8 protein-coding genes are annotated in these 14,159 nt (G+C 47.9%); 5 read left to right on the forward strand and 3 right to left on the reverse strand.

Going from position 1 to position 14,159, the window contains the following annotated elements; genetic code table 11:
• Positions 1–8 precede the first annotated feature (8 nt).
• Positions 9–1,364: a histidine--tRNA ligase gene (gene hisS, locus R3D00_12250; GenBank protein MEZ4773947.1), complete on the reverse strand. Its 1,356-nt coding sequence runs from the start codon at positions 1,362–1,364 to the stop codon at positions 9–11.
• Between the two features lie 118 nt (positions 1,365–1,482).
• Between hisS and R3D00_12255 the strand changes: the two genes are divergently transcribed.
• The 3 genes from R3D00_12255 to R3D00_12265 all read left to right on the forward strand — a co-directional run bounded on the left by R3D00_12255 (position 1,483) and on the right by R3D00_12265 (position 4,639).
• Positions 1,483–2,424 (forward strand): SPFH domain-containing protein, encoded by a 942-nt coding sequence (locus R3D00_12255; protein MEZ4773948.1) that lies wholly within the window; start codon positions 1,483–1,485, stop codon positions 2,422–2,424.
• Between the two features lie 206 nt (positions 2,425–2,630).
• Positions 2,631–3,533, forward strand: a complete 903-nt coding sequence (locus R3D00_12260) for a sugar phosphate nucleotidyltransferase (protein MEZ4773949.1) — start codon at positions 2,631–2,633, stop codon at positions 3,531–3,533.
• A complete protein-coding gene (locus R3D00_12265) occupies positions 3,524–4,639 on the forward strand; it encodes an aminoglycoside phosphotransferase family protein (protein MEZ4773950.1) in 1,116 nt (371 codons plus the stop codon). The genes R3D00_12260 and R3D00_12265 overlap by 10 nt, the downstream gene beginning before the upstream one ends.
• 78 nt (positions 4,640–4,717) lie before the next feature.
• Here the strand turns inward: R3D00_12265 and R3D00_12270 are convergent, their stop codons facing one another.
• Entirely contained in the window at positions 4,718–6,217 is a 1,500-nt protein-coding gene (locus tag R3D00_12270) for a YCF48-related protein (protein ID MEZ4773951.1), read from the reverse strand.
• A gap of 315 nt (positions 6,218–6,532) precedes the next feature.
• On the reverse strand, positions 6,533–9,541 hold the full coding sequence (locus tag R3D00_12275; protein ID MEZ4773952.1) for a PQQ-dependent sugar dehydrogenase: 3,009 nt from the start codon (positions 9,539–9,541) through the stop codon (positions 6,533–6,535).
• Positions 9,542–9,665: 124 nt separating this feature from the next.
• Between R3D00_12275 and R3D00_12280 the strand changes: the two genes are divergently transcribed.
• Both R3D00_12280 and R3D00_12285 read left to right on the forward strand, forming a co-directional pair.
• A complete protein-coding gene (locus R3D00_12280) occupies positions 9,666–10,835 on the forward strand; it encodes an AGE family epimerase/isomerase (GenBank protein ID MEZ4773953.1) in 1,170 nt (389 codons plus the stop codon).
• Positions 10,836–10,853: 18 nt separating this feature from the next.
• Entirely contained in the window at positions 10,854–14,159 is a 3,306-nt protein-coding gene (locus tag R3D00_12285; protein ID MEZ4773954.1) for a CHAT domain-containing tetratricopeptide repeat protein, read from the forward strand.

The following is a 14,159-nucleotide window of genomic DNA, read 5'->3' on the forward strand; positions in this document are numbered from 1 at the left end:
CCGGGAATTTAGCCCAATTGTTGGATCAACTCCTCCATATTTACGGATAGCTGTTCACCTGACAGCATATCTTTTAGCTGGTATTTCCCCGTTTTTATTTCTTCCTCACCGATGATAAGAGTGTAAGGAATGGACTTTTTGTCTGCGTAGGAAAACTGTTTGCCAATTTTGGTTTTCTCAGGGTATAGTTCAGCTGCAAAACCCGCTTCGCGCAGAGTGCGCAGCGCGTGGAGAGCCGCAACCAGGGTGTCCTCACCAAAATTGATGATCAGTACCCGGGAAGTTGAGGCAGATATTTGCCCAAACAAGCCAAGTCCTTCCATGACGTCGTAGATCCTGTCTGCGCCAAAAGAAATGCCCACACCGGAAAGTCCGCTTTTTCCAAACACGCCGGTGAGGTCTGCATACCGCCCCCCGCCGCCGATACTTCCCATGGCAAAATTATTGACTTTGACTTCATACACCGTGCCGGTATAGTAGTTTAACCCTCTGGCGAGCTTCAGGTTAAATTCCACTTTTCCAGCAAACCGGGAGAGATGGCGATAAGTCTGAAGCACTTCCCGAATTTCTGCTACGCCTTTCAGCCCCTCTTCGCAGCCCGTAAAAGCTTTTTCCAGGAAGCCGAGTTTTTCGTCTGCGGTTCCTTCAAAGGTAATAATTTCAAACAGTTTGTCTGCACCTTCAACGGAAACTCCCCTGTCGCTAAGTTCTTTGCGCACCCCCTCTTCCCCGATTTTGTCGAGTTTGTCAATGGCTGTGCATATATCCATAAACTTCTCTTTCTGATGGATGACTTCCGCATAGCCGGTGAGGATTTTCCGGTTGTTGAGCATAATGGTGAAGTCGTCAAACCCAAGGTTGGAGAACGCTTCGTCGTAGATGCAGATAAACTCTGCTTCAAAGAGCAGAGAGTCAGACCCGACAACGTCGGCGTCGCACTGGTAAAACTCCCGGTAGCGACCCTTTTGCGGTCTGTCAGCGCGCCATACGGGCTGTATCTGGTATCGTTTGAAGGGGAAGGTAATATCGTTTTGATTCATCACTACAAACCGGGCAAAAGGCACGGTAAGGTCGTAGCGCAGGGCGCGGCTACTGATCTGAAAACTGAGTTTTTTTGCATCGGAAAAATCGTCAACATCCTTCAGGAAGTCTCCGGAATTGAGGATTTTGAAAATCAGGCGGTCACCTTCTTCCCCGTATTTTCCCGTCAAAACAGACAGGTTTTCCATTGCCGGTGTTTCCAAAGGTGCATATCCATATTTGCGGAAAACCTTTCGTATGGTTTCAAATATATATTCTCTCCGAATCATTACTTCCGGGCCGAAGTCCCGGGTACCTGCCGGAATAGAGGGTCGTTGACTCATAAATCATCCATTAAGCCGCAAAAATCCTAATTTTTTTTGTAATATTAGAATTCGTTTTCCGACATATTAAGAAATCAAAAGAAATAATCTCCCCAATATTAACTAATCATCTATAACTATGGAACCATTTGCACTAGTAGGAGCCGGAATTTTTGCCGGGTTTTTGTTTATCAGAAGCGGCTGGGTTATTGTCAGACAAAAACAAGCGGTAGTGATTCAGCGTTTTGGCAAGTTTCAACGGGTAGCGAATGCTGGCTTTCAGTTTAAAATTCCTTTTGCTGATCAGGTCGCCGGAAAAATCAGTCTCAAAGTACAACAACTTGATGTAAAAGTTGAGACTAAGACCAAAGACGATGTATTTGTTCATATGAAAATTTCGGTTCAATATCAGGTTGTTCCTGGTAAAGTTTATGACGCTTTCTATGAATTGGAAGATCCGCAAATGCAAATTACCTCTTATGTTTTTGATACTGTCCGTGCGGAAGTACCTAAAATGAAACTCGATGAAGTTTTTGCACGGAAAGATGATATCGCGATTGCCATTAAAGCCGAACTGGAAGAAGCAATGGACAATTACGGGTATGGAATCGTCAAAGCACTCGTAACCGATATTGACCCTGATGAGCAAGTGAAAAAGTCGATGAACAGGATCAATGCCGCAGAGCGTGAAAAAGTCGCTGCTATGTACGAAGCAGAAGCTGAAAGAATCAAAATTGTCGCTATCGCTCAAGCCGAAGCAGAAAGTAAAAAACTTCAGGGACAGGGTATTGCTGACCAGCGTCGTGAGATTGCCAAAGGGCTTGAAGACTCCGTCGAAGCACTCAATAAAGTAGGTATCAACTCTCAGGAAGCTTCCGCGCTGATCGTCGTTACCCAACACTATGACACCTTGCAGTCTATTGGCTCTAACTCCAGAACCAATGTGCTCCTGATGCCTAACTCTCCATCCAATGCCAGCGACATGATGAACCAAATGGTAACATCTTTTACTGCAGCAAGCATGATGGGCGACGAAATGAAAAAAGGTTTGCCCCTGAAAAAGAAGGAACTCGAGCAATAATAAGTATTACAAAAATTTAATTCCTGCTGGTTTTTTTGAATATTATTCGATTAATTAGCAAGATAAGTAGTGAAGTAGTTTGAGTTTGGTTCTGTGGGAGCGGATGTTTTCCGGCTCCCACTTTTTTTTTGCGTAATAATTTCCTTTCTAAAAGTTTGTCATCCTGCTCAAAAGATAAGAGATTCGGCACAAAATCATTAAAACAAATGAAACCAACCCTCCTCATACTTGCTGCAGGCATCGGAAGTCGTTATGGAAGTTTAAAACAAATTGATGGCCTGGGCCCCAGCGGAGAGACAATTATAGATTATTCTGTATATGATGCTATCCGCGCTGGCTTTGGTAAAGTTGTATTTGTAATCAGGAAAAGTATTGAACAAGAGTTTAAGGATAGCTTTTCCGGCAAATTTTCTTCTGAAATCGAGGTGGATTACGTCCTTCAGGAAATCGAATATGTGCCCCAGGGGCTTTCCTATACCCCCGAAAGAGTCAAACCCTGGGGAACAGGCCAGGCAGTGCTTGTTGCCCGCGATGTGATACAGGAACCTTTTGCCATGATCAACGCCGATGATTTCTACGGAAAAGAAGCCTTTGAAACTATGGCCCGATTCCTTATGACGCTCGATATCACTCAGCCTACTTTTTGTATGGTGGGCTATAAACTGGAAAATACGCTTTCAGAGCATGGTTTTGTGTCCCGTGGAGTCTGTGTCAGTGATGAAAATGATTTCCTGCTGACAGTTACCGAGAGAACAAAAATCGGTGTTTCCGGCGATAAAATTGTCTATCAGGAAGGGGAAACGGAAGTTTCGCTTCCTCCCGACACGATTGTCTCCATGAATATGTTCGGATTTACGCCTGCATTATTTCCGATGGCAGAATCGTATTTTTCCGCATTCATCCGAGAAAATGGCTTTAACCCCAAGTCTGAATTTTATGTGCCTTCTATCCTCAGCCGGATGATCGATGAAAAACGTGGATCAGTAAAAGTGCTGAGTTCTGATGCTACCTGGTTTGGGGTAACTTACAAAGAAGACCGCCCGATTGTGGTTGGAAAGATTGCTGAACTGGTAGAAAAAGGTGATTATCCCCCAAAATTATGGGCGTAGCAGAAGAAGCGTATCTTCAGGAAATTCTGAAACACTTTGTCATTTATGGCGATTTTGTTTCAGCCAAACCATTTGGCTCAGGCCACATCCATGATACCTCGCTGGTAGAATTTTCTCAGGCTGGTATCCCGGTTCGCTATATCCTTCAACGGGTAAATCACGAGGTATTTACCCGTACCCGCATGGTCTGTGAAAATATCGCTACAGTCTGCGAGCATATCCACCGCCGGCTGGTTGATTTTCGTATGCCCGATATTTCCCGCCGTTGTATGACCGTGATCCCCGCTACCAATCGTCTGGCATTTTATCAGGATCACGAGGGCAACTTCTGGCGGGTGTTTTTGTTTATCGAAGGTACAGTTGCAGTCAATGAGGTGGAATCCCCTGCGCAGGCTTATCAGGCCGCGTATGCGATCGGAGAATTTCAGCGATACCTATCCGACCTTTCGCCGGCAGCCATCGGTGAGTCTCTCCCGCAATTTCACCATATTGGCTGGCGTTATGAGAATCTTGAAAAAGCCATTGCTGAAAACCCGGCCAAACGGCTTGATTGGGTAAAAGCAGAGGTAGATTTTGCGCTTCAAATGAAAGATCAGCTGATGGGTATCCTCAGTCTGCTCGATTCCGGCACAATCCCTGTCAGAGTTACTCACAATGATACCAAAATCAATAATGTCCTGCTGGATGTGTCTACAGGGGATGGTGTCTGTGTCATTGATCTGGATACGGTCATGCCGGGCTCAGTGATTTATGACTTTGGCGACATGGTACGTACCTTTACCAGTCCTTCTCCTGAAGACGAAACGGATCTCTCAAAGGTATATCTTCGGATGGATATTTTCCATGCGCTGACCGAAGGGTATCTTGCCTCCGCAGGAGAATTTCTTCTCCCGGTAGAAATCGAAAATCTCGTTTTTGGCGCCCGCCTTATCACTATGATAATGGGGATACGGTTTTTGACAGATTACCTCAACGGCGATATTTATTACAAAATTCATTATCCCGAACACAACCTTCATCGCTGCCGGAATCAGTTTCAGCTTACCCGTAGTATTCTGGAAAATGAAGCAGAAATGATGTCGGTGGTTAAGAATCTGATGATTTGAAAAGACGGTAAGACAGAGAAATCGTTGGATTTTCTGCCTTACCGCACAACACAACCTGTCTTTCAGGCATAGGGGTGCCTATTGAAACACAATTTTTCCCGACACAGCCTGTCCCTCAGGGCTAATTATCCGATAAAAATACAGGCCTGCGGGTAATCCGTTTTTTTCTATCACAAATCCTTCCTCCGGAGAAAAAGGCTGAATACGCGAAATATTTCCCGCCATATCAAAAATGATCAGGGTGAATTCTCCTTCCGGTGTGGAAGGGTGCGTTTTCACTACATCTATTTTTGCCTGATAAGACACCGGATTGGGAAATACCAGAACATGGAAAGGCAACGCCATCAGGTTCATTCCCAATGAGTCCACCACTACCAGGGTTTGGGTTGCCGTATCACTGCACAGTCCGTCGGAGGCGATAAGCCGGATGAGATAATTTCCGCTCACCGGAAAGCTGTCAGCCGGGCTTTGCTGTGTACTGGTATTGCCATTTCCAAAATCCCAAAACCAGTTGGTGGCGTTCTGGCTGCTGTCACTAAAACTCACCGTGTTGCCGGTGGTAAGATCAAGTGTATCGACTGACATGCCAAAAGCGGCAACGGTCGTGCACTTCACCGGTTTGTAAATGAAGATAATTCCATGATCACCACAAAACCAGCCGCAGGTATCGGCAACCATATAAATGGAACGTATATCCCGGCTGGTGCCACTGTTTTCTGCTATCCACGTCTGTCCGCCATCGGTAGTATGTCTTACCATTCCTCCGTCTCCGACGGCCCAGCCGGTAGAGTCGTTGACAAAGTCGATGTCGGCCAGGTCGCGACCTGTGCCGCTGGACTGCGAAACCCAGGTGAGGCCCCCATCGTTGGAGGTGATGATTTTGCCGTTGTCGCCTGCCGCCCATGCGCGATTCTGGCCCGAAAAAGTTACTGCTGCCAGATCCCTGTCTGTGCCTGCATTTACTTTCAGCCAGCTTTGGCCGCCGTCAGCCGTATGAAGTACGGTACCATCGTCGCCAACGGCGACGCCATTGAGTGTATCGGAAAAATAAATTCCGTACAGGTCTCTGTTTGTAGGGGTATTTTGGGATTGCCAGCTTTGGCCGCCATCTGATGAAAACGCAACATATCCTTCACTTCCGGCGATCCAGCCGTGAACATGATCTGTAAAAAAAATGTCGTTGAGTTCTTCCTCAAAACCGGAAATGTCTGACTGCCACGAGATGCCTCCGTTTTGTGTGCGGGCGATCAGTCCTTCATTGTGGTCGGGAGAATGTCGACCCACGACAATTCCCGACAAAGTGTCAAACATCCATGCAGCATTGATTTCGGCGTTTTCCCGTCCGATTCCCTGAGAAAGCCAGTTGATGCCGCTGTTGCTGGTATGGCGGATATTGTTGCCGGTCTGCCCGCCATCGGTTTCTCCGAATGCCCATCCGGTAGCCGGATTGACAAAAAATATCTCCTCCAGATCGCGGTCTGTATGGGATTGTTGGGGCGTCCACTGTTGCTGAGCAAAAGCAAACCCGCAAAAAAGCAAGATTAAGCAAAGGGTCAGGTGTAAATCTTTACTGTTCATAGCCTGTTGTTTCATTTGATGGTTGAAAAACAGGTCGTGTTGTGTGATGGTAAATTTGGGTGGCAATTTGTTGGTAATAAAATAAATAGAACTGAACCGGGAAAAAAGGTGATTCAAGTGGGTGGGGAATCTTTCGTGGCTAGCATAGGTGCGCCGCAAGGCGCGTGTCCGGTGGGGTTCGAGAGCCTCACCCACCGGTTTTGATGCGCGCTGCGGCGCCAATATCGACCGGTGGCTGAGGTTACTCGAAGCCCCGGTCGCATAGGTGCGCCGCACGGCGCGTGTCCGGTGGCTGAGCGTAGTCGAAGCCCCGGACTATTCCTTCACAAAACTCTGGCTTTTGTGTACCAGCGGGTGGAAAACCCGCAGGTGATAGATGCCGGAGGGATAATGCCCGGTGGGAAATGTCAACTGGTTTTGGCCTTTCCGGCCGGAAAGGATTTGGGTGAACATTTCACGCCCTTCGCGATTATATATGGCGACTGATACCGGAAGGTCGAGGGAAAGCCGGAATTGTACGGTGGTATTTGCGCCTGCGGGTATGGGGTAAAGGCGGAGGTCGGAGATGATTTCTGCTTCCTGCTCCGGCAGTTTGGTGAAAAAGGTGTGAAGGGTAAGGGTTTCTCCCGCCGCCAGAAAAAATGCGGGGGTATTTCCGCCAGTGTCCAGCCCGGCGCCGGGAACCAGGCCGCTGCCTGCCGATTCGCCCAGAAACTGGAGGTAAAACAATCCCTCCGGGAGAAACTCAAACTGGTACGCGCCGTCCGCTCCGCTGATTGTGCTGCGATATACTGAGTCGCTTTCCATTACCCGCAACAATACGGTTACATGCTCAATCCCCGGCTCCGTCAGGTCGCGGGCATAATTGCCGTTTTCATCCAGCCAGACATATCCTTGCACGGTGGATGGATAAAATATTGGGGGTGGATACAACTGCCGCTGGGGCACAATCTCTTTTTCGATCCGCGGACTGCTCCAGGAGAGGTTTACTTCCGATCCGCCTTTGATTTCCATGTATTCCATGCGGATCGGGTATTTGCGCCCTGCGCGGAGATAGATGTTTCCCGAAACTTCTTTCGGCGCCTGAGCTACCCAGTTGTCGATGACCAGTGAGTCTCCGATCCAGAGCCTTGCTCCGTCGTCGGAGCGGATGTAGAAGGTATATTCATCTTCATATATGGACTGGATTTCGCCCAGCCAGCGTACTGTGAAGTAGTCTTTGGTGATAGAAGGATGAGGCGAACTGTTGCCCCAGCGAAAATCGATTACGCTGTCTATCCGCTCAAAAACGGGGTCTCCGTCGAGATCGAGTTCTAGGTCATTGTAATATGCTCCGGGCAACCCGGGGCCGTTGCCAACCGGAACAGCCTCATAGATAATTCGCAGCGATGTACCTCCCGGTGGGGCAAAGAGGGTATATTCGGGTTGTGTGTGTCCATTTGTCCACCTTAAAAAGGTATAAATCGAATCGCCGGCAACCTTCCTTTCCGGGGCCTGTATAATCCGTTGTATTCCTTCCACACTCTGAAAATGGTAGGGGAGTTCCCGCAGTCTTCCGTCCACATTCACCACAAGTCCTTTGGGCCCGTTTATTTCCATCGGCACAAGCTGTGGATATATATCTTTGTAGGTCGTTTTGCTCAGCCCCTGGCTGTCGGTGGCGGTCAGGTACACCCTGTACCAGACATTGACGTCGGTTTCATTGACGCGGGGAACTTCCCAACTGCCGCTCGTTACGCCGGGAAACGGGCCTGCACCGGGATGCACGTGATCGTTGTGGTGCCAGTCTATGCGCCAGTTGAGGGCTGCCGCAGGCAAGTTTCCCTCCTCCGGATCGGTAGCATATCCTTCATACCGCAGGGTGTCGCCTGCTTTAAACCGGATGCCTGGATCGGGAGATAAAATCGTGGGTTCGGGACGCTGGTTGAGGGTGACAGACAGAATGGCGGGTTCACTGGTTTCTTCGCCTTCTGCATTGGTGATGACACACCGGTAACTGGCTCCATCGTCTGACAGCGACACGGAAGAAACCACCAGTTGTGCTGCCACAGCCCCGGGCACCGGCTGGTTGTCTCGGGTCCATTGGTAAGAAAATGGACTCGTGCCCTGTGCCTGAACAAAAAAGGTAGCACTTTCCCCCACTGGTACAAGTATTGATTCGGGCTGCCGCGAAATAAACGGCGCACCACTTCCTGTATAGCGCACTCTCCACAATTCTCCTGTCTGGGTGCCCGTATTGTCGTTGGGAGAGCCGCCGCCTATACCTGCCCTGGAAAGGTAAAACATGCTGCCGTCGTTTTCATCAAACAGGATCGCCAACGGGCGGTTGACACCCGTGGCAAATGTCTCTATTACCGTGCCCGTCTCCGGATTGATGGCATTGATATATCCGTCGCAATAATCTCCGTGAAAAAATGCACCCTCATATCGCTGTGGAAAAGCTGTACCGTGGAAAATAGCCGCACCTACAATGGCACAACCTGCATTGTGGTCATAAGCAAAAAGAGGATTCTGATAATTTGACGGAGGGTTTTGTGCGGCAATCGGCCCTTCTACCAGTGGCCATCCGTAGTTTTTGCCGGGAAAAATTTCGTTGATTTCTTCATATTCGCCCGAACCTACATCTGTGGCAAATAACCTTCCCTGTCCTTTGTCATAGGTGAGGGAAAACGGGTTGCGGAATCCGTAAGCATAAATCGCCCGGTAGTTGCCGGAAAGGCTGGCGTAAAAGGGGTTGTCCTGCGGAATTCCCCCATTGGGATCAATGCGAAGAATTTTTCCGTGGAGGCTGGTCATGTTTTGTGCGAGCGGCGGGTTGGCCGCTTCCCCGGTTGCTACGTACAACATGCCGTCATTGCCAAAAACCATTCCGCCCCCGTTGTGAATAAATCCGTATAGCGAATCTAATTCAAGTAAAATAATCTCACTTCCGGGCACCGCCAGGTCGCCGATGACAGTGAATCTGCTTACCCTGTTTCGCGCCACGTCTGGGCGGGTATAATAGAGATACAGATAGGGAAAGTTATCAAAATCGGGGTGCAGGGCAATGCCTTCGAGCCCCCGCTCATTGTAGTCATCTACGGCTAGCTGGATCACGGGGTCGGGCAAGATCGATCCTGTAGAATCAATGATACGCACGGCTCCATGTTTTTCTGCGACCCAAATCCGGCTGTGATGGTCTAAGGTCATAGCGACAGGGTTGAGGCCGGAAGCCATTTTTTCTTCAATAAATCCGGTAGGGAGATTTCCTGCATGAAGCTGGGTGAAAGTACCCGAAAGAACTACAAATAGCAGTTTGTACAGATAGTGGGGAAGAAGTTTCATGGAGTAAAGGTTTAGCCTAAATAGCAGTGCGTTTTGGCCGGGACAAAAAAAAACCAACTGAAAGGGGAATTCCTTTGGCCGAAGCAGGAAAAGTTAGTTGTTTCGAATAGAAATAAATCAGCTTATGAACCCTGTGAATTATTTGCCTGTATACCGCGACGGCCTGCTGGAAGATGTCCTGCCTTTTTGGATAAAAAATGCTGTGGACAAAGCGCATGGTGGCTTTATTTTCAACCTCAACCGGGATGGATCTGTGATCAGTACTGATAAGTCTGTATGGATTCACGGGCGGTTTGTGTGGCTGCTTTCTACCGCTTATGCGACTGTCGAACCGCGTGAGGAGTGGCTGCAACTCGCCCGACATGGGCTTGATTTTCTGGAGAAACATGCATTTGACACAGATGGGCGGATGTTTTTTTCCCTTACCCAGGAAGGAAAACCTCTCCGGAAACGGCGGTATGTATTCTCAGAGTTTTTTGCTATTGCGGCTTATGCGGCTTATGGAAAAGCTGCAAAAGACAAAACGGCGGTGCAAAAAGCCATCGATCTCTTTCATTTTACCATGCATCAGCTTGAAACGCCGGGCCTGCTTCCGCCCAAAGGAATTCCCGGAACCCGGGACAGTAAGGGCCTTTCCATACCCATGATTACACTTGTGACGGCGCAGATACTGCGGGAAGTATGTGACGAACCGTGGTTGGAAGAGAGAATCATGCAGGTGATCGGCGAGTTGGAGAAAGATTTTATGAATGAGGAGTTTCAGGCCGTCATGGAAGTCGTAGGGCCGAATGGTGAATTTCTGGATAACCTCGACGGGCGTCTGCTCAATCCCGGCCACGCGATTGAAGCGTCATGGTTTGTGCTTCACGAGGCGAAATACAAAGGCAATGATCCTCACCTGTTGAAGCTCGGTCTCAAAATGCTGGACTGGTCCTGGAAGTGGGGCTGGGATGAAGAATATGGAGGAATTATCTATTTCCGGGACTGCAAAAACCTTCCTCCTACCGAGTACTGGCATGATATGAAATTCTGGTGGCCGCAGTGTGAAGCGATCATCGCCAATTTACTGGCGTGGCAACTTACCGGTGAAGAAAAATATGCCCGCCAGCACCGGATGATTCACGACTGGACTTACGGGCGTTTTCCCGACACGCAATATGGCGAGTGGCTGGGCTACCTTCACCGGGATGGTCGTATTTCCACCACGGTGAAGGGCAATTTGTGGAAAGGGCCTTTTCATATTCCCCGTATGCAGTTATATTGCTGGAAATTACTGGAAGAGACAAATCAATAAATTTGTATATTCAGGTAGATGGTAAAGCCAATATTCCGTTTATTAGCCCTGTTCTTCTCTATTTTTCCCCAACTACTGTATCTGAAAGCGCAGGCACCGGACACTACTCTAGGTGCCTGTTATCACCTGATGGGTGAAAGTTTTATGGATTCTGCCGAGTATGACAGTGCAATTTTTTATTTCCGCGAATCTGCCGAAACTTTCAAAAAAGATAAACTCTGGGGGCATTATTCTGAAGCCCTGGAGTCATACTCGACAGGATTATACACGATCGGTGCATATGAAAAGGCAGAGGCGGTTCTGACAGAAGGCCTGGCGATTTGTCTGCGCGAGTTTGGCCATGAGTCACGTCAGGTGGGAGAGCTTGAAAAGTCGCTGGGCTGTGTTTATCAGGCAATAGGCGATTGTGAAAAAGCATGGGAGCATTTGAAAGAAGGGGTACGATTGCTGGAAAAAAACCTTCCGCCAGGGCACCCTGAAATTGGCATTGCCTATATCAATCTGGCCGGTTGTGCAGATGTAATGGCAGGCTACAGCCAGGCCAGGGAATATATGATGGCCGCATTGTCAATTTTTCTAAAAAAATACGGAGAGAACCATGAGCGGGTCGCGATGACCTATTCCAATCTGGGCTGGGTAAACAGCATGCTGGGAGAGTACGATCTCCAAATGGCTTATTACGAAAAATCGCTGGCGATTCGCAAAAATATGTATGGCGCTGATCACCCCAAGCTGATTACCAGCCTGATCAATATGGGGGCAGGCTATTACCGAAGAGGCAAAGATCTCGAAATGTTGAAGGCAGCCAGAGAAGCATTGGCCATTATTCAGAAATCGGGGGTGGAAAATCATCCGTACTTGTCAACGACCTACGCATATCTGGGCAATTATTATGCAGCTATCGGAGACTATACTCAGGCAAGCCACTATTTTGAAGAGGTAATCGCGATTGACACGCGCGATCTTGGCACAAACCATCCTTATCAGATTGCCAATCATTATTCTTTGGGGGATTTGCTGATCGAAAAAGGCGACCTCGAAGGTGCCGCAGATCAATATCAACAAGGAGTGAGCATAGCTGAAGAGAAGTCTGGTAAAGCGGGGATTGAACTGGCAAAAGGCTATGCCAAAATGGGCGAAATATATTTTCAGCAAAAAAATTACAACCAGGCGGAAATACATTTTCGCAAAAGTATAGAGACGCTCCAGCATTCGGGGCTGGTTGGTCATCCGGATGTGATTTCGGCATATATTTCTCTCTCCCGGGTGTATGTGCCTCAGGGAAACACAAAAAAGCGACTTTCCACCCTGCTGAAAACCTTGAAGTTAAATCAGCGCAATCGCAATGAAGCATTTGTTTCGACAGGGAAGATCTATTTTGAGCTGGGACAATATTATAAGAATCAGAATCAGCTGGATAGCGCAGGGTATTATTTTTCACTTGCCCGTCAAAGCCTCATTCCGCCAGGTTCTTTTCAACCGGTTCAACAACAGATTCCGGCGGTACGAGAGGTAGCACTTCCGATCTTTTTGCTTGAAATATTTACCGCCGAAGCCGAACTTTCCCGCACAGAAGCCCTCCGGAATCCTGAATTGTGGGAAAAAACACTTCAGACATACAGCCTGGCCGCACAATTTGCAGACTCAATCAAAACTGTGTACCAAACCCGTGAAGCGCGGCAGTTTCTGTCCGCCAAGTCGATGACAATTTATGAGGGAGGCATAGAGGCTGCATTTGCCCTGTACGAATCTTCTAAGTCGGAAATGTATGTCAATCAGGCAATGAGTTTTGCTGAAAAAGGAAAATACACGCTGCTATATGGAACCCTTCAGGAAAATGAAGCCCGTGGTTACGCAGGTATTCCGGAAGATGTGCTGCGCCTGGAGCGTGATTTTTCTACTGATCTTGATTTTTACAATAAAAAAATTCTCGAAGAAGAAGAAAAAGGAACAGACAAAGATCTGGAAAAAATCAGCCGATGGCGCTCCCGGATACTGCGACTTTCTTTTGGCCAGGATTCCCTTATCCGCCAGATGGAAATCAATTATCCGGATTACTACAACCTGAAATATGAAAAACGAACCCCTTCTGTCAATGACATTCGGAGTTATATCCGTCAAAAAAACGTTGGCGGAATGATTGAATATTTTTCGGGTGAACGAAACCTGTACATCATTTACATTTCCGATGATTTGGGCCGAATCGTAAAAACACCTTCTGCTGGCGACCTCTCATTAGCGGTATCTGAGCTTCGGGAAAGCATATATAAGCCCTTCTATGTACACACATCCGGGGAAATGGATCATCAATTTTTTGAAGAGCAATACCTCCAAAGAGCCTGGGAATTATACCAGCGGCTGGTACTTCCTTTGGGAAATTTGCCTGAAAAACTGGTCATCATTCCCGATGGGGTGTTGGGCTATGTGCCTTTTGATGCCTTATTGACCCAACCGGTTTCTGATTCCGGCCATTTCCGTATGCTGCCTTATATGATCAGAGCCCATCAGCTGGCATATGGATTTTCCTCCGCATTGCTGATAAAAATGGCGGAGAGGAGTAGCCATCGACCCGCTGAAAAAAAACTGATTGCGTTTTCTCCGGAGTTTGGCAATACCGGTTTTGCAGATAAAAGTAAAAAACATGTACGAAACACGCTGGCACCCTTGATTTACAGCAAGCCGGAAGTGATAGAAATTGGCAAACTATTGGGTGGGGATATTTTTACCGACTCCCTCGCTTCGGAAAAAAGATTTAAGCAAATCGCGCCAGAATATCAGATCATCCACATTTCAAGCCATGCGCAGTTGGATGATTATCAGCCGATGTTTTCCCATATTGTTTTTTCTGCTCCGGAAGATTCGACTGAAGATGGATTTCTGGAAGTGTCAGAACTTTACCACTTGCATATAAATGCAGAAATGGTGGTATTGAGTGCCTGTGAGACGGGCGTGGGCAAGCTGATACGTGGGGAAGGAATTGCCAGCCTGGCGCGGGGCTTTACTTATGCCGGTTCAAAAAGTATGGTAACCACCCTTTGGAGCGTCAATGACGCGGCTACGACAGAACTTATTCAGGCGTTTTACCAGTTTTTGAAACAAGGCAAAAACAAAGATGAAGCATTGCGTAGTGCAAAACTTTTGTATCTGGGCGAAGCCGACAATCTGCTGGCTCACCCATATTACTGGTCAGCATTTGTGCCTATGGGAGATATGTCAGCCATTGAGACAAATAGTGCCAATACCGCCGGCCTGTTGGCGGGCAGTATTGTACTTTTATTGTTTACTTTTTCAGCAGGCCTTTGGTGGCGAAGGAAATCTGTCTGA

The sequence above is a fragment of the Bacteroidia bacterium genome (assembly GCA_041391665.1).
In the GTDB taxonomy this organism is placed as follows: domain Bacteria; phylum Bacteroidota; class Bacteroidia; order J057; family J057; genus JAGQVA01.